This window comes from Stenotrophomonas sp. STEN063, assembly GCF_056854515.1.
This window is the reverse complement of the sequence record NZ_JBXFWF010000076.1, coordinates 1-21,581: the sequence shown is the minus strand read 5'-3', so window position 1 is coordinate 21,581 and position 21,581 is coordinate 1. Positions and strand designations below refer to the sequence as shown.

Sequence of the window (21,581 nt, the reverse complement as noted above, 5' to 3'; positions counted from 1 at the left end):
CACTCCTCCGTGTGCGCGCCTTGGGGCTCGCGCTTCGCCTCCCCCCCCCCCCCTCCCCCCCTCCCCCGGGTTGGTCTGGGGAGGGGTGCTCTTTGCCGTGCGCCAACGCCCGCAGAATGTCCTCCAATACCACCGGCATCCGCTGCAGCACCTCATCATTCCAATAGCGCAGGACACGGAAGCCCAATCCCTGCAGCACCTCGGTCCGCCGCTGGTCATAGGCAAGCTGCTCAAGATGCTGCCCACCATCCAGCTCGACGATCAGCCTCGCTTCAAGGCAGACGAAGTCGGCGATGTAGCCGGCCAAGGGTTTTTGTCTGCGGAAGCGGAAGCCTGCCAACTGGCGTCGGCGTAGTTGCTGCCATAGGCGGTCTTCGGCATCAGTGGGGGTGTTGCGCAGGGCTCTGGCACGCCTTCGCAGCTTGTCCATTGCGGCTCTCCGTCTTTCGTACGGAAAGCCTGCAATTGCCGTTGATGGGAGCCTGTCAGGGAATAGCTGGATTCGGGCTGTCCTTCGACTCAAACAGCACTGCGCTTTACCCCTCCCCAACCCTCCCCTTGCCTACAGCAAAGGGAGGGGGCAAAGCTTTAGCCCTCCCTTTCGCGCAGCGAAGGGGAGGGTTGGGAGGGGTGCTCTTGCTCTTGCTCTTGCTCTTGCTCGTGCTTCAAGCCTTCCAGCTCAACCCAACTGCGCTTGCGCCCACACCGCCAATTTCTCACGCCCGATCTTGGCGTTGTGGCGGATATCCACGGGAAAGCTCGATTGGCGCAGGAAATATTCAATGCCGGCAAAACCCGGATGACGCAATGCCATGATCCTCAATTGCCTTTCGATCTCACCGGAGTGCTGATCCGGCAGCGGCTCGTAACACAGCACCGGCACCTGCTGGCCCAAGGCACCAACACCCACCAAAGCCGTGCGCCGCACACCTGCCACGGTGTTGAACACCGGCTCCACCTGCTCGGTGTACAGCGGCCCTGTCGCCGTCTCGACCCGATGCGTCTTGCGCCCGCAGAACCACAGCCGCCCATGCGCATCGAACCAACCCACATCGCCCATGCGGTGCACGATGCGCTCGCCGCCATCGGCCAGTACTTCGCGGATCTTGGCTGCGGCCGTGGCCTGCGGCCGGTTGAAGTAACTATCGGTCGTTGTCGGGCCGACCACGGTGATCTCACCCACCTCCCCGGCCGGCAACTCACGCACGCCGTTCCAGTCAGCGATGGGCTCGTCGGTGATGGCAATGATGCGCACAACATTCGGTGCGACCACGCGACCAACGCAGGTGCCCGCACCAGCCTCGGTGGCCTCACGCGTATCGACCAGCTCGCGACCTTCAATCACCGCTACCGGCAGGCATTCGGTGGCACCGTAAGGCGTCCAGAACTGGCCGTCCTCCGGCATCAGCGAACGGATCTTGGACACGATCTCCGGCGGCACCGGCGCACCCGCCGAAGTGGCGCGGGTCACCGTTGGCAACGGCTGGCCGTGCTCGGCCAGCACCCGCATCAATGCCGGCGAACCGAACAGCTGGGTCACGCCGAAGCGGGCAATGGCATCGTGAAGCTTGCGCGGATCGGCGCTGCCCGGCCGGGTCGGGTCCATGTCCGGGATCACCGACGTCAGGCCCAGCGCCGGGTCGAACAGGGCGAACGGCGGGAACGTCGGCAGGTCGATGCCACCGGGCTGCATGCCGAAAGCATTGCGCAGCAGTTCCACCTGGCCGACGAAATGCCGATGCCGGTAGACCACGCCCTTGGGCACGCCGGTGGAGCCGCTGGTGAACAGGATCGCGGCTACGTCATCGGGCGCGGTGGCGGCCAGTTGGCTGCCCGCGCCTGCGCCATCGGCCTCGATCTTCGCCAGCGTGGTCCCGCCCCAGCCCCAGCGCCGACCGACGGTGACCTTGACCTTGGCCGCCTTGGCCCAGCCCAGCAGAACCCGCGCAAATTGCGCCAAGGGGATGCCGATGAAGGCCTGCGGCTGTGCTTCATCCAGGCACTGCTTCAGCGCGCGCTTATCAATGCCGGGGTCGACCAGCACCGGCACTGCGCCGATCTTGAACAGGGCAAACATCAACAGGAAGAACTCCGGCCCCGGCCGCACCATCACCACCGCACGCACCCCGCGGCCGATGCCGTTTGCCGCCAAACCAGCGGCAATGGCGTCGCTGCGAGCGTCCAGGGTGCGGTAATCGAGGATCACGTCATAGGCGGCCATGCCATTGGCGGCGGGCTTGCCGGGGCAACGGATGGCGATCTGGTCGGGCCGTTCACGCGCCAGCTCGGGCAGGCGCGCGGCGATATTGCAGGTTTCGTTCATCTTCCTATTGTCGCCAATGCAGAAAAATCTTGCGCGCAGGCCGTCGCCGTGGAAAATTTCGCACCTTCCTTTTGTCCTAATCCTGCCGCCTAGGCCGGTATCCCATGCCCCATCCCTGCCTGACCTGCGGTGCCTGCTGCACCCAATACCGCGTTGCCTTCCATTGGATGGAATCGGACGAAGTCACCGAAGGCGGCGTGCCCCACCAGCTGACCCAGCGCCTGGACCCGCACCGGCTGTGCATGCAGGGCACCTACTCGGACCCGATCCGCTGCGTGGCCCTGGACTCGGAGATCGGCGTGTACTCGCGCTGCACCATCCACCCGAACCGGCCCAGCGTGTGCCGCGAGGTGGACGCCTCCTGGGAATACGGCAAGGCCAGCTCACAGTGTGACCGCGCGCGCATCGCCCACGGCATGCCGGCATTGACCCTGGCCGATTGGCGCTGGCGCGATGATGCCGACAACGATGGCGACGACCATCCGGACGACAACGGCAACAGCCCGTCATCACCGCCGAATACGCCGATTGCCGCTTGAGGGTGATGCGGTAGTTGTGGGCTTTGGGCTTTGGGCTTTGGGCTTTGGGCTTTGGGCTTTGGGCTTTGGGCTTTGCCCTTACGCCGTCATTCCCGCGCAGGCGGGAATCGCTCTTGCTGTTGCTCTTCGCCGTTGCCCTGTCCAAAGCCAAGGCAGAAGCCGAAGCAAGAGCCAGAGCGATTCCCACCTACGCGGGAATGACGGCAAAAAATCAAAGGCATAAAAGCAAGAGCGAAAGCTGCCTCAAAGCGCCTTGTAACGCCCCCAAAGCACCTCGAACTGCTGGGCAAAGCTGCGCACCAGATTGCGGTCATTGCTGACCACCAGATTCTCATCGTTGTGCTCGGTCGCGGTGCGCGTCCAGTTGAAGCTGCCGTTGGCCAGCTGCTTGCCATCGAACAGCGCGAATTTGTGGTGCATGTGGTATTCGCTGTGGTCCACCCGCACCGGGATGCCGCTCTCGTTCAAGCGACGGACGTCGTTGCCGTCGTCGTAGACCTTGTCGTTGTCGCTGATGATGCGCACCACCACGCCGCGCTTGTGCGCATCCAGGATGACCCCGCTCAGGCGGTCATCGGAGATGGTGAATACACAGATGTCCAAGGTCTGCTTCGCGCTGGCGCACAGCGCGCGCAGGCGCTGCATGCAGGCATCGCCCGGGGAGAAATAGGTACTGGTCAGGGTTTCAACCGGCCCGGCGTTGACGTCCAGCGTGCGTACCACCTGTTCAACCCACTTCAGCATCGGCAGTGCTTCGGCAGGATTGGCAGCGACCTGCTCGCGGGCGATATCGAAGGCGCGATTGCGCAGGAAGCGCAGGCGGTCGGGCGGTAGTTCGACGCCCAGCTCGCGCAGTGCGGAGCGTTCCTCGTTGCTCAACGCAAGGTCCTGCGCGCTGTCACGCAGCTGACGGTCCAAGCTGTCGAAATCCATCCTTCGCTCCCTGTGCCAAGAAGCACAGAGCTTCGCACACCCGCACCTGTCTGTAGGAGCGGCGTCAGCCGCGAAGCTGACTCAATGGGAAAGGCCACAGAAGCTTACCCCTCCCCAACCCTCCCCTCCGCCTTTGGCGCATGGGAGGGGGCAGAAGCAGGCATCGCGCGCTCACGGCTTTTGTGGGAGCGGCGTCAGCCGCGAAGCTGGTGCAAAGGGAACGGCCACAAAAGCTTACCCCTCCCCAACCCTACCCTCCGCCTTCGGCGCATGGGAGGGGGCAGAAGCAGGCATCGCTCGCTCAGCTTTTTGTAGGAGCGGCGTAAGCCGCGAAGCTGGCAATGCTTCAGTCCACGAGAAATCAATCATCGCGCGAGCTTTGCGCGAAACGCCAGGCAACGGCTTGCAGGATGCGGAGGTAGCCGTAGCGGATCTATCCCTTGCTTCGCGGCTGACGCCGCTCCCACAAGCCCCGGCTCACCCCAGCGGGTTGCGCTCCAGGAAGGCTCTTACCGCCGGCACGATCACTTCGTGCTTGTCTTCCAACACATAGTGGTTGGCATCTTCGAACTCGGTCACTTCCGCCTGCGGCAATGCCTTGCGGAAGCCGGTCAGGAAGTGATGATCGAAGCAGATGTCACGCAGGCCCCAGGCGATGTACACCGGGCGATCCGCGAACGACGGCAGCGCTGCCGCCGCACGCTCCAGCAGCGACCAGGCCTTGTCGGCTGGCGACAGCGGGATGTCCTGCATGAAGCGGATGGTGGAAATGCGGTTGGCCCAGTTGTTGTACGGCGACACATAGGCGCGACGTACATCGGCCGGCATGCGCCGGCTTACGCCCAGCCACGAGGCGCCGGACGAGAATGCATTGAAGGTGCGGATGAACCATTCACCCGGCTTCCAGTGCCGGCCCATGGCGATCTGCCACGGCATCGGCTTCTCCGGCGGCAACGGGAACGAGGCGGTATTGGTGATCACCAGGCGCTTGACCTGATCGTGGTGCGACAGCGCCCAACCGAAGCCGATCATGCCGCCCCAGTCATGCACGGCCAGCGTCACCGGGCCGGTGATGCCCAGATGCTTGAGCAATGCGTCCAGATCATCCACGCGCGACTGCAGGGTGTACTCATAACGGCTGTCGTCGGGCTTGTCGGACAGGCCCATGCCGATATGGTCCGGCACGATGCAGCGGTACTTGTCGCTGAGGCCGTTGACCAGGTGCCGCCACAGGTAGCTCCACGACGGGTTGCCGTGCAGCATCACCACCACCTCGCCATCGCGCGGACCTTCATCGATGTAGTTCATCGACAAGCCGGGGCGGACTTCGAAGCGGTGGGTCTTGCTGGGGTAACCGGGGAGTTTGTTCATCGGGTCGCACCTGCGGCTGCTAAGCCCCGCTCCCGCCGGGAGAGGGGTTGGGGAGAGGGTTGGCCGGAGTGGAGGAGCTTGAACAACTGCTCTAACTCCCAGCGCTTGCGTGCTGCGCACGCTTACCCTCTTCCGCCCTTCGGGCACCCCCGCCTTCGCGGGGGCAGGCCCTTTGTTCCTCCCGCAAGGGGAGAAGGGAAAAACCTGCGAACTGACAATTGCGCCTCCTGCGGAAGCGAAGCCGTCAGGCCACGGCCTTGTTACCAGACCACCTCGGCCATCGTGCAGTTCAAGCCCGAGCCAATGCCCATCAGCGCGACGCGGTCGCCCTTCTTGAGCTTGCCCAGCTGGCGCAGCTTGCTCAGCACGATCGGTACCGACGCCGGGCCGATGTTGCCGTGCTCGCCAAAGATGGTCATCACCTTCTTCGGGTCGATGCCGAAGGCCTTGATGAAGGCATTGGTATGCGGCTGGCTGACCTGGTGGATCACGAACTGGTCGATCTCCTCCACCGCCCAGCCCAGCGCTTCACGCGTGGCTTCAAAGGTCTTGGTGGCCAGCTTGATGCCTTCGATCAGCAACATGCGGGTGTCGGTGACCATGCGATCCAGGTTGCCCACGCACAGCTTGTTCCACTGGTTGGCCGCACGGGTCACGCCGCCCTTGTAGCGCGGGGCGTCCGGCACCAGCTCCGAACGCGCCATCACCATTGCTGCCGCACCGGAACCGGTGGTCAGCGCGGCGACTTCGTCGCGCAGCTGCTGGGCGGTGATGTCCGGGGACATCATGCGCTCCAGGGTCTTTTCATAGACCAGGTTGGAGGTCTCGCCGTCGACGATCAACGCATAGTCGATGTCGCCGCGCTCCAGCATGCGTGCGGCCACGTCCATGCCATTGATGAAGGCAAGGCAGGCGTTGGCGATGTCGAAGGTGACGCAGTCTTCGCCGATGCCCAGATTGCCGGACACGATGGAAGCGGTGGACGGCTCCAGGTAATCACGGCTGACGGAAGTGTTGACCAGCAGGCCAACCTTGTCGGCAGTGATGCCGGCATCTTCCAGCGCCTTGCGGCCGGCCATGGTGGCGGCGTCCGAGGCCTGTGTACCCTGGTCCCAAAGGCGGCGCGCGTGGATGCCGGCGATATCGCCAAGCACGTCGGCACGAATGCCAAGGCGTTCCAGCGTGGGCTGGAGCCGCTCGTTGATTTCCTTTGAGGTCAGCGTATGCGGCGCATCAATATGCGCCAGTCCCGCGATCGAGACATTTTGAAAAGGCATCAGAAAGCGCCAAGACTCAGGCGAAGGGGTCGCCATTCTAGCGCCTGCGCATTTTTACCGCATCTTTACAAATCGGCGGCCCGGCGTATGGAGCCGCCGGGGCCGTAAGACAGCTGGAAAATCAGCGCGGCGGGCACTGGAAGGCAGCAAAGCGCTGGCTGCCATCGGTCGGCAGGCCGCTGGCCTGTACGGCATTGGCGCCGGCACTGGGGGCCTCGTTGCGGGCCAGGGTTTCCAGTTCTTCCTGCACGCGCAGCGGGTTGCGGTTGTAGAAGCCAACCTTGCTCTTTACCGAGACCACGATCTCGCCCTTGGTCACGCAGCCCGGCGCAACTGGGCCTGCTGGCAATACGCGCACGGTCTTGCCGCCGGATTCAATCGGCACCCAGGTGCAGGCGGCGGTGCTGGCGATCAGGGCGGACAGAAGCAGGACGCGCATGGACTATTCCTTGTGAAGATCAGCAGGGATTGTGCCGGGAATGGATGAACAGGTGGTGATCCCGGTGATTGGGCGCGCAGCAAAGACAAAACCTACCCCTCCCCAGCCCTCCCCTTCGCTGCGCGAAAGGGAGGGGACGGAAATGTAGTGCCGAGCCATGCTCGGCAGGGGCTTTACCGGCCAAAACTAAAAGCTGCCCTCACCCCAACCCCTCTCCCGCAAGCGGGAGAGGGGCTCAAAGCAAAAACTACCCCTCCCCAGCCCTCCCCTTCGCTGCGCGAAAGGGAGGGGGCGGAAATGTAGTGCCGAGCCATGCTCGGCAGGGGCTTTACCGGCCAAAGCTGGAAGCTGCCCTCACCCCAACCCCTCTCCCGCAAGCGAGAGAGGGGCTCAAAGCAAAAACTACCCCTCCCCAGCCCTCCCCTTCGCTGCGCGAAAGGGAGGGGGCAGAAACGTAGTGCCGAGCCATGCTCGGCAGGAGCTTTATCAGCCAAAGCTGAAGAGCTGCCCTCACCCCAACCCCTCTCCCGTAAACGGGAGAGGGGCTTAGGCGGAAGCGGCGGGCTATGCCCTGCCGCTTACTTCTTCTCCACCGGCTTGCCGTCGGCGTCGATCACGGTCACTTCGCCCAGCTTCAGCGCGCGCACCGGGGCCTCGGTCTGCTTCAGGTCGCCTACCACCACCCAGGTCAGCTTGGACGGATCCAGGATCTTGGCTGCCTCGGCGACCTGCGCCGGGGTCATGGCTTCGATCTCGGCCTTGCGCTTGAACACGTAGTCGTCCGGACGGCCATAACGCACGATGCCACCGATGGTGCTCATCACCGCCGATGCGGTTTCGTAGGCACCTGGCAGGCTCAGCGTCTGGATGTTGCGGATGCGGTTGACCTCGGCATCGGTCGGCGGACGCTGGCCGCTGGCGAACTGGCTGATTTCAGCGTTCATTTCCTTCATCGCCTCACCGGTCTTGTCGATCTGCACCGGTGCAACCGCCATCCACGGGCGCTGGCCCAGGGCATTGGAGGCCGACGAACGTGCGCCATAGGACCAGTGCTTGTCCTCACGCAGGTTCATGTTAAGGCGCGAGGTGAAGTCGCCACCCAGCACGCCATTGGCGATGTCGAAGCGGGTGGTGCCCGCGTCCATCGTCGACGGCGCGACCTGACCGGCGAACAGGTTGGCCTGCACCGCGCCCGGCTGGTCGATCAGGAACACGCGCGATGCCTGCGGGCGATCCACATTGGTCAGGGCCTCCACCTTCGGCCGCGCACCCTCACCCTTCCAGTCACCGAAGCTGCGCTCCAGCAACGGCACGAGGTCCTTCAAGGTGGTGTCACCGACCACGATCAGGGTGGCACCTTCCGGGCGAATCCACTGCTTGTGGAAGGAGGTCAGGTCGTCACGGGTCAGCGACTGGATCGCCGCTTCGTCGCCGCTACCGGTGAACGGAATCGCATACGGGTGGCCTGCGCCGTACAGCAGCGGCGGCAGCACGCGCATCGCCACCGCGTTCGGCTGCGCCTTTTCCTGCTGGATACCTGCAATCCAGGTGGCCTTGATGCGGTCGATCTCGTTCTGCTCGAAGCGCGGTGCACGCACCACGTCGGCATACAGCGCCAGCGACGGCGCCAGGTTTTCCTTCAGTGCCGACAGATACACGTTGGAACCATCCAACGACGCACCTGCGCTGACGCGTGCACCCAGGCTTTCCACAGCATCGGCGAACGCCAGCGAGCCGAGCTGGCCAGCGCCTTCGTCCAGCATGCCCATGGTGAAGTTGGCGGTGCCCGGCTTGCGGCCACGGTCGGCGGTGAAGCCACCCGGGAACTCATAGCTGAACTGCACCACCGGGATGTCGTGGCGCTCGGCCAGCACCACCTGGGTGCCGTTCTTCAACGTGGCACGCTGCAGCTGCGGGAACTTCAGTTCCGGGAAGCTGGTGGTCTTGGGCACGCCGGCGCTGCGGTCGACCTGGCTCGGCAGCGTGGTGTACTTGGAGTCCACGGCCGGCACGTTGAACGGCGCCGGCTTGACCGACGGCAGCTCGGCCAGCGCAACACGCTCGCCCGGCTCGACCACGATGGTGTGGTCGCCCACGCCCAGCCACTTGGCACCGGCAGCCTTTACGTCAGCCGCGGTGGCGGCATCGACATTGGCCAGCGAGGTGCGGAAGCAACCCGGGTTGCCTTCGTAGACGGTGCACTGTGCGAGTGCATCGGCCTTGCCGCCGAAGCCACCGATACGCTCGATGCCGCGCACGAAGCCCGCACGCGACTGCACCTTGGCGCGCTCCAGCTCATCGGCAGTCGGGCCTTCAGCGATCAGTCGCTTCAGTTCTTCGTCGATGGCGGCCTCGACCTTGGCCGGGTCCACGCCCTGCTTGACCGTGGCGATGATCAGGAAGTTGGAGCCCAGCTGCGAGGCATCGGTCATCGCGCTGATGTTGTCGACCAGCTTGTCCTTGTGCAGCAGGCGCTGGTCCAGACGCGAGGACTTGGCACCGCCCAGCACGTAGGAGAACAGCTCCAGCTGATCGATATCGGTGGTGCCGACCTGGGCCACGTTCCAGGCACGGTAGATGCGCGCCTGCGGCACCTTGTCGGTCATCACTTCGCGGGTGGTGGCGGCGCGCTGCGCAACGTTCACCGCCGGCTGCGCCATGGTCGGACCAGCCGGGATGTCGCCGAAGAACTTGGCGGCCTTTTCCTTGGCGGTGGCCACGTCGATGTCACCGGCCAGCACCAGCACCGCATTGTTCGGGCCGTACCAGGTGTGGAACCAGGTTTTGACGTCATCCAGCGATGCGGCGTTGAGGTCGTTCATCGAACCGATCACGCCGTGGTGGTACGGGTGACCTGCCGGGTACATGGCGCGGGTCAGCTTGTCCCAGACCTGGCCGTAAGGCTGGTTCTCGCCCTGGCGCTTTTCGTTCTGCACCACGCCGCGCTGCTCATCCAGGGCGGCCTGATCGATGGCGCCCACCAGATGGCCCATGCGGTCCGACTCCATCCACAGCGCCATGTCCAACGCGGTGGTCGGCACGTTCTGGAAGTAATTGGTGCGGTCGGTATTGGTGGTGCCGTTCTGGTCGGTGGCGCCGACCTGCTTGAAGGGTTCGAAGAACTCGCCGTCATGGTTTTCGCTGCGCTGGAACATCAAGTGTTCGAACAGATGCGCGAAGCCGGTACGCCCGGCCGGTTCGTCCTTGGCACCAACGTGGTACCAGATGTTCACCGCCACGATCGGTGCCTTGCGGTCGGTGTGCACCACCACGCGCAAGCCGTTGGGCAGGGTGAATTCTTCATACGGGATGTCCACAGACGCTGCGGCGGCGGCCGGCTTGGCCTCCGCGACCAGCGGCATGCCAACAAATCCGCCGAGGGCGGCACTCAGGGCCAGGGTCAACAAGGCGGTACGGGGCATAGCAGCGTTCATTCCATTTCCCTTGGGTATGAAGGTGAACGCTGATCCTAACCGGGCGCCGTCACATCGGCATACGCCATGCGTCATGGGTACCGAAGCAGCTGCACCGGTGTCCGTCCGGTCACTGCGGGCGCGGCAGGTGTCCGGACAGCGGACACTTTCCATAAACAACAATTCTTTATTTATCAATCAGATGCGATTGGCACACATCCTGCTGCCTATTACTCGCAGCCAGATCCCTTCAGACGATAAATGACTGATTGCTGAACAAAACAAAAAAAGTAACGAAAGTCCTTGCACTACGAAAATCACTGTACTACCTTACTACCACACCACTGCCCACACACACCAAACAGGTCCCGCCATGAACGCCAAGTCTCTCGCCCTTGCCATCGCCCTCGTCGCCAGCACCGGCTTTGTTTCTTCGGTCCAGGCTTCGGATATCGTCACTTTGGACACCGTGCAGGTTCGTCCTTCCGCTGATCAGCTGGCACAGGCCCAGCACGAAGCCAGCAGCAACATCCCTACCCTGGCTGCGGTGCAGGTCCGCCCGACCGTCGGCCAGATCGTCGAGCTGATGGCCGAACAGACCGCCAGCCAGCTGGCCTCCGCCAGCCCGGTCGCCATCGGCACCCGCGCCGGCCAGTGGATGGTGTCGCTGCCGGCCATCACCGTCCGCCCGGAGGTGGAGCAGGTGCAGGCCATGGCTGCAGAAGCCGCTGCTGAAGCCATCGGCAAGGTCGTCGCGCAGGGCATGGTTTCCAACTAAGCCAGCGATGACGCAACACCCGGCGTAAACTGCGCCGATGACTTCTGCCCCTGTTTTCGATGTAGTGCTTTACCAGCCCGAGATCCCGCCGAACACCGGCAATGTGATCCGGCTTTGCGCCAACACCGGCGCGCGGCTGCACCTGATCGAGCCTTTGGGTTTCGACCTCAGTGACAAGCAGCTGAAGCGCGCCGGCCTGGACTATCACGAGTACGCACAGATGCAGGTCCACCCGGACCTGGAAACCGCCTTGGCGCGCATCGCCCCGAAGCGTTTGTTTGCATTGAGTACCCGCTCCAGCGTCCGCTATGACACCGTGCAGTTCGCCGATGGCGACGCCTTCCTGTTCGGCCCGGAAACCCGCGGCCTGCCGCAGGAGCTGCTTGATTCCCTGCCCGACGGCCATCGCCTGCGCCTGCCGATGCAGCCCAACAACCGCAGCCTGAACCTGTCCAACTCGGTCGCCGTGGTGGTGTATGAGGCGTGGCGGCAGCAGGGATTCTCTGGCGGCGCGTGATTGGCGCTTTGGGTTTTTTGTTTTTTGTGGGAGCGGTGTAAGCCGCGAAGCTGGCAATGCTCCAGCTGAAGATTGATCGCCAAAAGCACCCCTCCCCAACCCTCCCCTTGGCTACGCCAAAGGGAGGGAGCGCAAGCCTGCGATCTGTCAGATGGCAGCGACCCGCTTTGCCCCCTCCCTTTGGCGCAGCCAAGGGGAGGGCTGGGGAGGGGTAACGCTCCAGCTCCAGCTCCAGCTCCAGCTCTCAGCTTTTAGCTTTTAGCTTTTAGCTTTTAGCTTCAGCAGCAACCCCAACCACACCCAACTCCCGCAACACCCGCAGCCGCTCACCATCAACGGCAAGCACCTCCCCCAACACCTCAGCGGTGTGCTGCCCCAACAGCGGCGCCGCCTGCTCATAGCGCAACGGCGTCGCCGAGAATTTCAGCGGATTCCGCACCATCGCCACGCTGCCACCAGCGGCATGCGGCAGTTCAATCCGCAGGCCACGCGCCTGCACCTGTGGATCGGCAAACACCTGATCTATGCGGTTGACCGGGTTGGCCGGCACCACCGCTTGCTCCAGCGCCGCCAACCACTCGGCCGCCGGCCGCGTGCGCAAAACCCGCTGCAGATGCGGCACCAGCAGCTCGCGATTGGCAACCCGTGCGTTGTTGCTGGCATAGCGCGGATCACGCGCCAGCCCGGGCTCGCCGATCACCTCGCACAGGCGCGCGAACTGACCGTCATTGCCAACCGCCAGCATGAAATAGCCATCAGCCGCCGGCACCACCTGATACGGCACGATGTTCGGATGCGCCGTGCCCTGCCGGGTCGGCACCACGCCGCCGATCAGATAGTTGGAGGCCTGGTTGGCCAGCCATGCGACCTGGGTATCCAGCAGCGCCAGATCGATCTGCTGGCCAACACCGGTGCGCTCGGCATGGCGCAGCGCAGCCAGAATTGCCGTCGACGCATACATACCGGTCATCAGATCGGTCGCGGCTACGCCTACCTTCTGCGGGCCGGCCCCGGGCGCGCCATCCGGTTCGCCGGTGACGCTCATCAAACCACCGATGGCCTGGATCGCCGCGTCGTAGCCGGCGCGCTGCGCATAAGGACCATCCTGGCCGTAGCCGGTGATCGAGCAATACACCAGCTTCGGGTTGATCGCCTGCAGGCTGGTGAAATCCAGCCCGTACTTCTTCAGGCCACCGACCTTGTAGTTCTCCACCAGCACGTGACAGTGCACGATCAGCTCGCGCAAAAGCGCCTGCCCTTCCCCTGTGGTGAAATCAATCGCCAGCGAGCGCTTGCCGCGGTTGGCGCACAGGTAATACGCGGACTCGCTGCTGTCATTGCCGTCGGCGTCCTGCAGGTAAGGCGGGCCCCAACTGCGGGTGTCGTCACCCACGCCGGGGCGCTCGACCTTGATGACATCGGCGCCGAAGTCGGCCAGCACCTGCGTCGCCCACGGTCCGGCAAGAATGCGCGACAGGTCGAGAACGCGAACGCCTTCGAGCAGCTTCATTTCGGCCACCAGGTTTTGCAGGCTTCGGGCAGCACGGGCTGCCAGCCAACCGCTTGCTGGAAGGCCTCCGCCAGCGCAATCAGCGTGAGTTCGTCGCCCACATTGCCGATCAGCTGCATGCCGGCGGGCAACTCTCCCTCAGCTACCGGCAGCGGAACCGACAAGGCTGGGTTGCCGGCCAGGTTGGCGTAAGCGGTGAGATCGGCCTGGCTGGCCGGCGCCGGGGTTCCGAACGGGAATGCACGCTGCGGCGCAGTTGGCATTACCAGCACGTCGCAACGCGCCAGCCACTGCTGCAGCTGCACCTGCCCGCGATCGGCGAGCTGCGAGGCGGCAGCCAGTTCGGCAGCGCTGCGGCCTTCTGCCCACGACATCAGCTTGACCAGCAGCGGCGAGAATTTGCTGCGGTCAGCGGCCCAGGCCTCGGCGTGTTCGACCAACAACTCGGCTTCGCTCATCAGCAGGCCAGCACGACGTGCGCGTGCCGACGCAAACGCCGGTGCCGGCAGCGGCTTCAGCTGGTGGCCCAAGCCGACCAGCACGCGCAGGCCATCCTCGAATGCCGCCTGCACGTCAGGAGCGATATCGGTTGCATCGAACAGATCCACCACGCCAATGCGCAGGCCCTCCGCATCCGGCGCGGCGTATTGGATGAAGCGCGACTGCGCGCAGTCGGGATCGAAGCCGGACATGAGCTGCAGCAACAGACGCAGGTCACGCGCCGAACGCGTCAACGGGCCGATGTGATCCAGCCGCCTGCACAGGGCAACGGTGCCGCGGGTGCTGATCGCGCCCCAACTGGGCTTGAGCCCAACCACACCGCAATAGCTTGCCGGGATGCGCACCGAACCCATGGTGTCGGTGCCCAGCGCCGCCGCGCACAAACCAGCGGCCACCGCCGCACCACTGCCACCGCTGGAACCGCCCGGCGTATGACCGTGCCGATGCGGGTTGTGGCAAGCACCATAGAACGGGTTGTCGTTGTCGGCGCCCATCGCCGCTTCATGCATGTTGAGCTTGCCGACGATCACCGCGCCGGCTGCGCGCAAGGCACCCACCGCAGGATTGTCGCTGCTGGCGACTGCGCTGTGCCGACGGGTTTCCATGCCGGCGGTGGTGACCATGCCGGCCACATCGATATTGTCCTTGACCGCGATCGGGAGGCCTTCCAAAGGACGCGCCAGGCCACACTGGCGACGTTGCTGGGACTGCGCAGCCGCAGCCAATGCGCCTTCCGCGTCGACATGGATATAGCTGTTGATCTGCACCTGGCTGGCAGCGATGGCTGCCAGCTGCTGCTCGATCAGTTCGGTGCAGCTGACTCCACCGGCAGCCAGCAAGGCCGCCTGCGCCGTCATATCCATGCTCAACAACTGCGCATCGGCCTTGCTCACGCGGTCTTCCTCAAGCGAAACGTTTGTCGATCAGACGCACCGGCTTCTGCCGTACTTCGATACCGGTCAGCGCCGCCAGCTCACCCGGGGCGGCCAGCACGATGCTCATTTCAACACCGAGGCGCTGGCGCAGCAACGCGGCGAACTCCGCTGCCAGTTGTGCGTCATCCAGTGCGCCACGGGTTTCCACGTGTACGGCCAGATCGTCGCGCCCGCCTTCATCGCGGCTGGCGACGCAGATGAACTCACCGGCGAACGCTGCATGTTCTTCCAACACCGGTGCCATCGCCTGCGGGAACACATTGATGCCGCGGATCTTGACCATGTTGTCGCTGCGGCCGAGGAAGCCCTCGATGCGGCGCAGGTTCATGCCCAGCGACGATGGCGTGGTCAGCACACGGGTCACGTCGTGGGTGTTGAAGCGGATGATCGGGTAGATGTCGTCCTTGTACAGACAGGTGACCACCATGTCGCCGGTGTCGCCGTCGGCCACCAGTTCACCGCTGTCGACGTCGAGGATTTCGACGTACTGCGCGTCTTCCATCAGGTACAGGCCGTCCTGGTCCGGGCCCTGGCCGGCAATCGCGCCGGTGTCACCCACGCCGTACCAGTCGTACAACTCCACCCCGCCCCAGGCCGCCGACAGCGACTCGCGCGATTCACGGCCGAGGTGGCCGCAGATCATCCGCACCGGGATGTCCTTGCCCGGCACCAGGCCGTTCTCGCGGGCCACGTCGGCCAGCTTCTTGATGTAGTCGGCGAAACCAACAATCACGTTGGCGCCCATGTTCTTCATCAACTGCACCTGCTGCGCCGAGCGCATCTCGATTCCGGTACCGGCCGAGCAGAACAGCGCCTGCGTGTAATGCGTCACCGCCTCACGCACATAGTGGCCGCCGTTGATCATGCCGTGGCCATACACCGAGTGCACCACGTCGCCGGGCTGCATGCCCTGCCAGCGGTACAGGCGGGCAAGCAGCAGGCTCTGCACTTCGCGCGAATGCGGCGAGAACACCAGCGGCTGCGGGCGACCGGTGGTGCCGGAGGTGGTGTGGAAGACCAGCGGCTTGTTGCCAGCCTCGGTGCCGTCCTGCCAGCCGTGGAAATCGCCCAGCGGCGGATTGGCTTCGACCGACGCCATGATCTCGTGCTTGCCGAATACCGGCAGTTTGGTGATGTCATCCAGGCTCTGGATATCTTCAGGCTTGATGCCTGCATTGCCCCACAGGCGCTGATAGAACGGAATCTGCCAGGCGCGGGCCACGCAGCGCAGGAACATCGCGTTCTGCTCGGCGCGCAGTTCCTCGCGGCTGATGGTCTTGAACTTGTCGGTGAAGGCCTGGTCCAGCGGGAACTGCTTGAGCAGCTCCTTGACATCGAACGACTCGAAATAGGTGGCGTAGGTCATGGGGTCTCGACAATCAGCAGGTCGACCAGCTGCCTGACATCGTCGATGTCCTGCAATTGGTCGAAGTGGGAGATCAGGGCAGCACGGTGGCCGGCGTCGAAGGGACGCGCGGCGTGGTCAAGGCAGTGGTGGAACTTCTCAAGCTGCTGGGCGCGTGACAGCGGCCGTTGCGGCGAGCCTATGGCCGCATCGCGGTGGTTGTGCAGCACGCGGCCGTCACGCAGGGTAACCGTCATCGATTGCGGCACCAGCGCATTGGGATTGTCGCAGTCGTTCGGCACCAGGCTGACCTGGTTGGCGAACGCGGCCAGCTGCGCATCGGCGAGCTTGTCCGGCGCATAGGCGGACAAGCCGACCTTGCCATCGAGCAGCACGGTACCCAGTAGGAACGGCAGGCACAGCCGCGCATAGCTGGTTTCCATTGCGGGCTGATAGCTGCGGCCGACCAAGCGGCGCACCAGCGGCGTCGCCTGCAGTTCGATGCTGGCGACGTTGTCCAGCTGCAGGCCGTGCTGCTGGCGCAGCTCAATCAGCATGTCCTGTGCGGCATGCGCGGCGCCGCCGGTCGGGAACACCTTGTGGCTCACGGTGAGGATCTGCGCTTCGCGCGCGGCCAGTTTCTGCAGCGACGGTCCGACGTCGAACTCGCCCTCGATCAGCGGCAGATAGCCAAAGGGACCTTCCAGCATTTCGCGCGGTGCCGGAAAGCCATTGCGTGCAAGCTCCCAGCAGCTCAAGGCAGCGCGCGAGTTCAATGCGACCTGCAAGGCCAGCGTCGGCGAGCCTTCCACATGCGCCTGCATGGTGCCGGACAGGTGGCTATAGGTCAGGCCGAGCGCGCGACGCAGCAGTTCCTCGTCAGCGCCATGCAGGTGGGCAATGCCAGCTGCTGCGCCGAGTGCACCGCACATCGATGGCCGGAAGAAGCGCATAGCCGCGCGGCCACTGATGCCGATCAGCGTGGCTACATCGACCGCAACATTGAGCGCTGCGATCAAGGCCTTGCCATCGACCGCCACGCCATCGACGTTTGCGCGCTGCTCAGCAGCGGCAATCAAGGCCGATTGAATAACCGCTAGTGGATGCACCACCGCCGGCATATGTACGCAATCAAATTCCTGGCTGTGGATCTGGTAGCCATTGACCATCGCCGCGCTGGCCGCCGGCATGGCTTCACCAGTCACCCAGACCCGCGCGGCATTGCCGCTGCCGAAGCTGGCGGCACTGCGTCGGACGGTTTGGGTCAGCGGCACCTGCGGACCGGAGCCGGAAAGCCCCACGGCCGCCGAATCCATCACGAATACCTTCGTAGCCGCGACCGCCTCGGCGGAAAGGTCTTCAAATCGCAGCGTGCGCGCATGCTGCAACAGCGCTTCAGTCAATCGCATCAGGCCACCCGCGCCAACATGGCGTTCAAGGCGTCCAGACTGCCGCCATTGGCCAGCGCCTGCACCTGCCCAAAGAGGGGTTGCACCAAGCCTGCGGATACGCCACCCCATTGCGCCAGGGCCAGCGCCTTGGCCAGCACATCCTCGGCCGGCATCGGGCATTCCGGGTCGCCCCAGGCATCGATGCGCTCGGCCTGCACGCTGTGGCCATCGGCCAGCCACAGCTGCACGCTGGCGCCGTAGTGCGCTGGGAAACGCTGGCTGCAGGCTGCATCCTCGATCAACGCGATACGCTGTCGCCACGGCGCCAGCTCAGCATCGCTGCAGGCTTCGGTGGTGTAGTGCTCAAGCTGCGGCCGGCCGTTGACCAGGATCGAGGCCAGCGCGTGCTGCAGGCTGAACTTGGCCTCCAGCTCGGTCTGCGGCTGGGCGCGGTCGCAGAAGCGCAGGGCCTCGGCATAGGTGCGTACTTCGATGCGTTCGATCTGCGCGATATCAGCTGCATCAAGCTGCGCCATCGCTTCCAGCATCGCATCGATAGCCGGATGTGCATGGCGGCAAGCCGGCCACGGCTTCAGGCTGGTGCTGTGGATCAACCAATCGTCTTCGTCGGCAACCACCAGTTCCGGCACGGCGTCCGGTGCGGTGGCGGCAAACAGGCCCTGCTCGCCTTCCAGTATCCTGCACGGCCCACGCATGCCCGCCAGCGCCAATTGTGCCGCCAGCCAGCCACTGCGTGCGGCTTCAGCGTTATGCAATGACTTGGTCGGCACCGGCTCGTGGCGCATCTGCCACAGCCCGCCAGTACGGCTGCCGGCATTGCCCAGCGCATCAGCCACCGATTCGGCCGGCAGGCGCAGCACCGATGCAGCCGCAGCGGCAGCGCCAAACGTGCCAGCGGTCGAGGTGGGATGCCAGTAGCGGTAGTGCGCCTTGCCCAGCGCCCGGCCGATGCGGATGGTGGCTTCGTAGCCGCGCACGATGGCATCGAGCAGCGCTGCTGCATCCGCGCCTTCGGCCTGCGCCGCAGCCAGCGCCACCGGGATGACTACCGGACCGGGATGCAGGATGGCAGCACGATGCACATCGTCCATTTCCAGCACATTACCAAGCGCGGCATTGAGCAGCAGCGCGTCGACTGCACTGCGGCGGCCAGCGCCCAAGGCCACCACATTGCCACCGGCCTGCGCCTGCACCACCGACTGCAGCTGGGCGGCAATCGGATAGCGCAAGGCAGCCAGGGCGCAGCCCAGCCAATCGACCAGCAGCAAGGCGGCACGCTCACGGGCGGCGGCATCCACCGGCCGTTGCAGGTGCTGGGCGAGCTGTTCGGTAAGGCTGGCGGCAGGCGTGGTCATCGCGCGATGAGGTCTCGGTGCAGGCCCGCAACAGCGGGTTTGGGATGGTGGGAACAGCAACCGTGTGAAAAGAGCATAACCGACTTTGTCCGGACATATCATATGATCCGTATCCCGAACGCCGCAATCAGCCCCATGCCCCGACTTCTGGATGCCGACACCTTCTTCGACTACCTCGCGCAGGGACCCGAGGTCTTCGCGCCCGGCTGTGCCGGCCATTCACTGCTGTTCGAACACTGGCTGCGCAGTGGCGCCGAACGCTGCGGCGGGCTGCGCTTCACTGGCGTGCACATCCCCACCGTCAACACCTTCGATTTTGCCGGACTGCACCCGCAGGCACGCCAGCGCACGATCTTCCTGAGCAGCGATCTGCGCAGTTCGTGGCTGGCGGGCCGCGTCGACTACCTGCCGATGACCTATACCGCCACCTGGCGCTGGCTGCGCGAGAGCGTTGCCTTCGACGCCGTGCTGGTGCAGGTGGCGCCGCCGGACGAGGACGGCAACTGTTCGCTGGGCATCGCCTGCGACTTCACCCCGGCGGCCTGGCCCCGCGCGACCCGCATCCTGGCGCATATCAACCCGCGCATGCCGCGCACGCGCGGGCCGTCCATTCCCTTGTCGCGGATCACCGCCGCCATCGAGCAGGATGCGCCGCTGCTGGCCATTCCCGATCCGCCTGCCGATGCCGCGATGGATTCGGTTGCGGCACAGGTCGCTACCCTGGTGGAGGATGGCGCGACACTGCAGCTCGGCCTGGGCCGCCTGCAATCGGCGGTGCTGCGCGCGGTGCGCGAGCGGCGCAACCTGCGCATCCACAGCGGCATGGTTTCCGATGGCCTGCTTGGCCTGCTCGAATCCGGCGCGCTGTCGGCAGCACCTGATGCTGTGGTGGCCGGCGTCGCGCTGGGTACACAGGCGCTGTATGACATCGCCCCGCGCAGCATCAGTTTCCGCGAGGTCGGCCATACCCACGACCACAACGTACTGGCCGGTATCCCGCGCCTGACCGCCATCAACAGCGCGTTGTCGGTGGATCTGCTGGGCCAGGTGAACGGCGAGTTCCTGTCTGGACGCCAACTGAGTGGTGTGGGCGGCCTGCCTGATTTCCTGCAAGGCGCTCGCCAATCGACCGCTGGTCGCGGCATCATTGCACTCCCTGCCAGTACCCCGAAGGGCGAAAGCAGGATCGTGCCGATGCTACCCACCGGTCCCGTAAGCCTTGCCCGCGTAGATGCCGACTGCATCGTCAGCGAACATGGCGTAGCCGATCTACGCCACCTCGACGTCCATGCACGGGCCCAGGCCCTGATCGCCATCGCCGCACCCGAACACCGTGAACCCCTGCAGCGCAGCTGGCAGGAACTCTCGCTCAGACTTTGAACAAGGATCTGTACATATGACTGGTACGCGACGCAGCAAGCCCCGCTATGCCGAACTGGGCGACCTACTGCAGGCGGCAATCGAGAAGGGCGAGTACGCCGTTGGTACCTTGCTACCCACCGAACTGGAGCTGTGCGAACGCTTCAGCGTCAGCCGCCACACCGCACGTGCGGCCTTGGCGCAGTTGATCAGCGCCGGCCTGGTGCAGCGCCGCCCCGGCGCTGGCACGCGGGTGATCGCGCAGAACTCGGCAATGCGGTACGAGCACGAGATCGACACCGTCGACCTGCTGATGCAGTACGGCAACAGCACCCGCCTGCAGGTGCTGGAGGCCGAGCGCAAGCTGGCCGACCCTGCGATGGCGCAGCGCCTGGACATCCACGAAGGCAAGGAATACCTGCGCCTGCACTGCCTGCGTCTGGAAGAACAGAGCCGCGAACCGATCGCCGTCACCGAGATGCTGATCCCGGTGCGCACCGGTGTGCCGACCGAGAAACTGCTGGAAGTGGCCGGCGCCGCGCGTGCGCTGGCCAAGTTCCTCGACCCGACCAGGCTGTCGCGGGTAGAGCAGGTGTTCGACGCGGCCTCGTTTGAAGCGGCCGATGCCAAGTTGCTGGACATCAAGAAGAGTGAGCCAGCAATGCGCGTGCAGCGCCGTTACCGCGATGCCAACGGCCGCCTGCTGCTGGTCGCGACCAGCCTGCATCCGCCGGGCCGGTTTGCCTATTCGATGGTGCTTTCACGCAGTCATCGCTGATTGAATCATAATTCGCACTTAAGCCCGCCAAAGCCCGATGTCAGACCACTGCCATCGGGCTTTTTGTATGCGGTCGCCGCCGAGGAGGTAGCCCGGGTAAGCGCAGCGCCCCCGGGTAGCAGGCAACTGGTGATACTTGGGACTGGCCACCAACCGCCCCGGGTGCGCTGCGCTCACCCGGGCTACGGGGCTACGGAGCGCTCAGGCCAACCCGCGCGCCCTCATTCTGGCGATGCTCCGAACACCAACTCCCCCCTCTCAACGTCAATAACCCACAGCGGCTGCTTGACACCCCCGCGCCGAGAACAGACGCTTAAGCAATGAGTATCGACCTTACCCCTCTTGATCTTCGAGAGCTCAACACTCTCATCCGCGCCGCACAGGCCAGGCACAAAGCGCTCACCCAACGTCAACCTGCGGAAAAGGTCAGGCGCAAACTCACCGCATTGGCCAAGCAGACCGGCTATACGATCGAGGAACTGTTCGGTCCGGGCGCAGATGCCGTCGCAGCCAAGAGCAAACCTGCCCGGCGCAAGGGCCCGAAGGTCAAACCGAAATACCGCGATCCCGAGAACCGTTGGAACACCTGGACTGGCCGCGGCAAGATGCCGCTCTGGCTGGCCTCCAAGATCCGCTTCGGGCAGACCGCCACCGACTTCCTGATCCCCGGCGTGGCCAAGCTCACCCCGAAGGAAAAGGTACTCACCGGCAAGCGCAAGCTGTTCAAGCCCAGCTGAGTCAGAACGGCAAAACCGGGTCAAAACCGGGGTCAGAGTGGGGTTTCGGTACGAAACCC

At 64.6% G+C, this 21,581-nt stretch carries 18 protein-coding genes; 6 read left to right on the top strand and 12 right to left on the bottom strand.

Annotated features, from left to right (window positions below; all coding sequences use genetic code 11):
• Nucleotides 1-430 (bottom strand): endonuclease domain-containing protein (locus AC1VWL_RS16935; protein WP_482987445.1); only part of this gene is annotated, 430 nt, incomplete at its 3' end.
• Nucleotides 431-679: 249 nt separating this feature from the next.
• On the bottom strand, nt 680-2,323 hold the full coding sequence (oleC, locus tag AC1VWL_RS16930; RefSeq protein WP_482987444.1) for an olefin beta-lactone synthetase: 1,644 nt from the start codon (nt 2,321-2,323) through the stop codon (nt 680-682).
• A gap of 104 nt (nt 2,324-2,427) precedes the next feature.
• On the opposite strand from oleC, the gene AC1VWL_RS16925 reads away from it, so the two are divergent.
• On the top strand, nt 2,428-2,862 hold the full coding sequence (locus AC1VWL_RS16925; protein ID WP_282269389.1) for a YkgJ family cysteine cluster protein: 435 nt from the start codon (nt 2,428-2,430) through the stop codon (nt 2,860-2,862).
• Nucleotides 2,863-3,105: 243 nt separating this feature from the next.
• Here the strand turns inward: AC1VWL_RS16925 and AC1VWL_RS16920 are convergent, their stop codons facing one another.
• The 5 genes from AC1VWL_RS16920 to AC1VWL_RS16900 form a co-directional block, all read right to left on the bottom strand.
• A complete protein-coding gene (locus tag AC1VWL_RS16920) occupies nt 3,106-3,795 on the bottom strand; it encodes a phospholipase D-like domain-containing protein (protein ID WP_481614829.1) in 690 nt (229 codons plus the stop codon).
• Between the two features lie 477 nt (nt 3,796-4,272).
• On the bottom strand, nt 4,273-5,166 hold the full coding sequence (locus AC1VWL_RS16915) for an alpha/beta fold hydrolase (RefSeq protein ID WP_481614828.1): 894 nt from the start codon (nt 5,164-5,166) through the stop codon (nt 4,273-4,275).
• Nucleotides 5,167-5,426: 260 nt separating this feature from the next.
• Nucleotides 5,427-6,443, bottom strand: coding sequence for a 3-oxoacyl-ACP synthase III (locus AC1VWL_RS16910; protein ID WP_313174064.1), 1,017 nt, complete (start codon nt 6,441-6,443; stop codon nt 5,427-5,429).
• Between the two features lie 121 nt (nt 6,444-6,564).
• Complete coding sequence (locus AC1VWL_RS16905) at nt 6,565-6,882, bottom strand: DUF4156 domain-containing protein (protein WP_482987443.1); 318 nt, start codon at nt 6,880-6,882, stop codon at nt 6,565-6,567.
• A 578-nt stretch (nt 6,883-7,460) separates the two neighbouring features.
• Nucleotides 7,461-10,316 carry a M16 family metallopeptidase gene (locus AC1VWL_RS16900; RefSeq protein ID WP_482987442.1) on the bottom strand — a complete coding sequence of 952 codons (2,856 nt, stop codon included), beginning with the start codon at nt 10,314-10,316 and terminating at the stop codon, nt 7,461-7,463.
• A 352-nt stretch (nt 10,317-10,668) separates the two neighbouring features.
• Here AC1VWL_RS16900 and AC1VWL_RS16895 point away from each other — a divergent pair, with 352 nt between their 5' ends.
• A complete protein-coding gene (locus tag AC1VWL_RS16895; protein ID WP_481509169.1) occupies nt 10,669-11,073 on the top strand; it encodes a hypothetical protein in 405 nt (134 codons plus the stop codon).
• Nucleotides 11,074-11,110: 37 nt separating this feature from the next.
• Entirely contained in the window at nt 11,111-11,590 is a 480-nt protein-coding gene (trmL, locus tag AC1VWL_RS16890) for a tRNA (uridine(34)/cytosine(34)/5-carboxymethylaminomethyluridine(34)-2'-O)-methyltransferase TrmL (protein ID WP_482987441.1), read from the top strand.
• Between the two features lie 265 nt (nt 11,591-11,855).
• On the opposite strand, the gene AC1VWL_RS16885 is transcribed toward trmL, so the two are convergent.
• From AC1VWL_RS16885 to AC1VWL_RS16865, 5 genes are read right to left on the bottom strand one after another with little or no spacing between them, the layout of a single operon-like run.
• Nucleotides 11,856-13,100, bottom strand: coding sequence for a CaiB/BaiF CoA transferase family protein (locus AC1VWL_RS16885; RefSeq protein WP_482987440.1), 1,245 nt, complete (start codon nt 13,098-13,100; stop codon nt 11,856-11,858).
• Nucleotides 13,097-14,494 (bottom strand): amidase, encoded by a 1,398-nt coding sequence (locus AC1VWL_RS16880; protein ID WP_482987439.1) that lies wholly within the window; start codon nt 14,492-14,494, stop codon nt 13,097-13,099. The genes AC1VWL_RS16885 and AC1VWL_RS16880 overlap by 4 nt, the downstream gene beginning before the upstream one ends.
• 10 nt (nt 14,495-14,504) lie before the next feature.
• A complete protein-coding gene (locus AC1VWL_RS16875; RefSeq protein WP_482987438.1) occupies nt 14,505-15,902 on the bottom strand; it encodes a phenylacetate--CoA ligase family protein in 1,398 nt (465 codons plus the stop codon).
• Entirely contained in the window at nt 15,899-17,290 is a 1,392-nt protein-coding gene (locus tag AC1VWL_RS16870) for an MmgE/PrpD family protein (RefSeq protein ID WP_482987437.1), read from the bottom strand. Before AC1VWL_RS16870 ends, AC1VWL_RS16875 begins: the two co-directional genes overlap by 4 nt.
• Nucleotides 17,290-18,648 carry an MmgE/PrpD family protein gene (locus AC1VWL_RS16865; protein ID WP_482987436.1) on the bottom strand — a complete coding sequence of 453 codons (1,359 nt, stop codon included), beginning with the start codon at nt 18,646-18,648 and terminating at the stop codon, nt 17,290-17,292. Before AC1VWL_RS16865 ends, AC1VWL_RS16870 begins: the two co-directional genes overlap by 1 nt.
• A gap of 135 nt (nt 18,649-18,783) precedes the next feature.
• Here AC1VWL_RS16865 and AC1VWL_RS16860 point away from each other — a divergent pair, with 135 nt between their 5' ends.
• From AC1VWL_RS16860 to AC1VWL_RS16850, 3 genes are all read left to right on the top strand, one after another.
• Nucleotides 18,784-20,028, top strand: coding sequence for an acetyl-CoA hydrolase/transferase family protein (locus tag AC1VWL_RS16860; protein ID WP_482987435.1), 1,245 nt, complete (start codon nt 18,784-18,786; stop codon nt 20,026-20,028).
• Between the two features lie 16 nt (nt 20,029-20,044).
• The gene (locus AC1VWL_RS16855; protein WP_482987434.1) at nt 20,045-20,785 is read left to right on the top strand and encodes a GntR family transcriptional regulator; all 741 of its coding nucleotides are present in this window, start codon (nt 20,045-20,047) and stop codon (nt 20,783-20,785) included.
• 320 nt (nt 20,786-21,105) lie between these two features.
• Nucleotides 21,106-21,522: an H-NS histone family protein gene (locus AC1VWL_RS16850; protein ID WP_482987433.1), complete on the top strand. Its 417-nt coding sequence runs from the start codon at nt 21,106-21,108 to the stop codon at nt 21,520-21,522.
• The last annotated feature ends 59 nt before the right edge of the window (nt 21,523-21,581 follow it).

Bases quoted from the DNA above. Each gene is read 5' to 3' on its own strand.
- trmL (WP_482987441.1), top strand. From the start codon at position 11,111: ATGACTTCTGCCCCTGTTTTCGATGTAGTGCTTTACCAGCCCGAGATC.
- AC1VWL_RS16865 (WP_482987436.1), bottom strand. From the start codon at position 18,648: ATGACCACGCCTGCCGCCAGCCTTACCGAACAGCTCGCCCAGCACCTG.
- AC1VWL_RS16875 (WP_482987438.1), bottom strand. From the start codon at position 15,902: ATGACCTACGCCACCTATTTCGAGTCGTTCGATGTCAAGGAGCTGCTC.
- AC1VWL_RS16860 (WP_482987435.1), top strand. From the start codon at position 18,784: ATGCCCCGACTTCTGGATGCCGACACCTTCTTCGACTACCTCGCGCAG.
- AC1VWL_RS16885 (WP_482987440.1), bottom strand. From the start codon at position 13,100: ATGAAGCTGCTCGAAGGCGTTCGCGTTCTCGACCTGTCGCGCATTCTT.
- AC1VWL_RS16920 (WP_481614829.1), bottom strand. From the start codon at position 3,795: ATGGATTTCGACAGCTTGGACCGTCAGCTGCGTGACAGCGCGCAGGAC.
- AC1VWL_RS16855 (WP_482987434.1), top strand. From the start codon at position 20,045: ATGACTGGTACGCGACGCAGCAAGCCCCGCTATGCCGAACTGGGCGAC.
- AC1VWL_RS16895 (WP_481509169.1), top strand. From the start codon at position 10,669: ATGAACGCCAAGTCTCTCGCCCTTGCCATCGCCCTCGTCGCCAGCACC.
- AC1VWL_RS16900 (WP_482987442.1), bottom strand. From the start codon at position 10,316: ATGAACGCTGCTATGCCCCGTACCGCCTTGTTGACCCTGGCCCTGAGT.
- AC1VWL_RS16910 (WP_313174064.1), bottom strand. From the start codon at position 6,443: ATGCCTTTTCAAAATGTCTCGATCGCGGGACTGGCGCATATTGATGCG.
- AC1VWL_RS16925 (WP_282269389.1), top strand. From the start codon at position 2,428: ATGCCCCATCCCTGCCTGACCTGCGGTGCCTGCTGCACCCAATACCGC.
- AC1VWL_RS16905 (WP_482987443.1), bottom strand. From the start codon at position 6,882: ATGCGCGTCCTGCTTCTGTCCGCCCTGATCGCCAGCACCGCCGCCTGC.
- AC1VWL_RS16915 (WP_481614828.1), bottom strand. From the start codon at position 5,166: ATGAACAAACTCCCCGGTTACCCCAGCAAGACCCACCGCTTCGAAGTC.
- oleC (WP_482987444.1), bottom strand. From the start codon at position 2,323: ATGAACGAAACCTGCAATATCGCCGCGCGCCTGCCCGAGCTGGCGCGT.
- AC1VWL_RS16870 (WP_482987437.1), bottom strand. From the start codon at position 17,290: ATGCGATTGACTGAAGCGCTGTTGCAGCATGCGCGCACGCTGCGATTT.
- AC1VWL_RS16850 (WP_482987433.1), top strand. From the start codon at position 21,106: ATGAGTATCGACCTTACCCCTCTTGATCTTCGAGAGCTCAACACTCTC.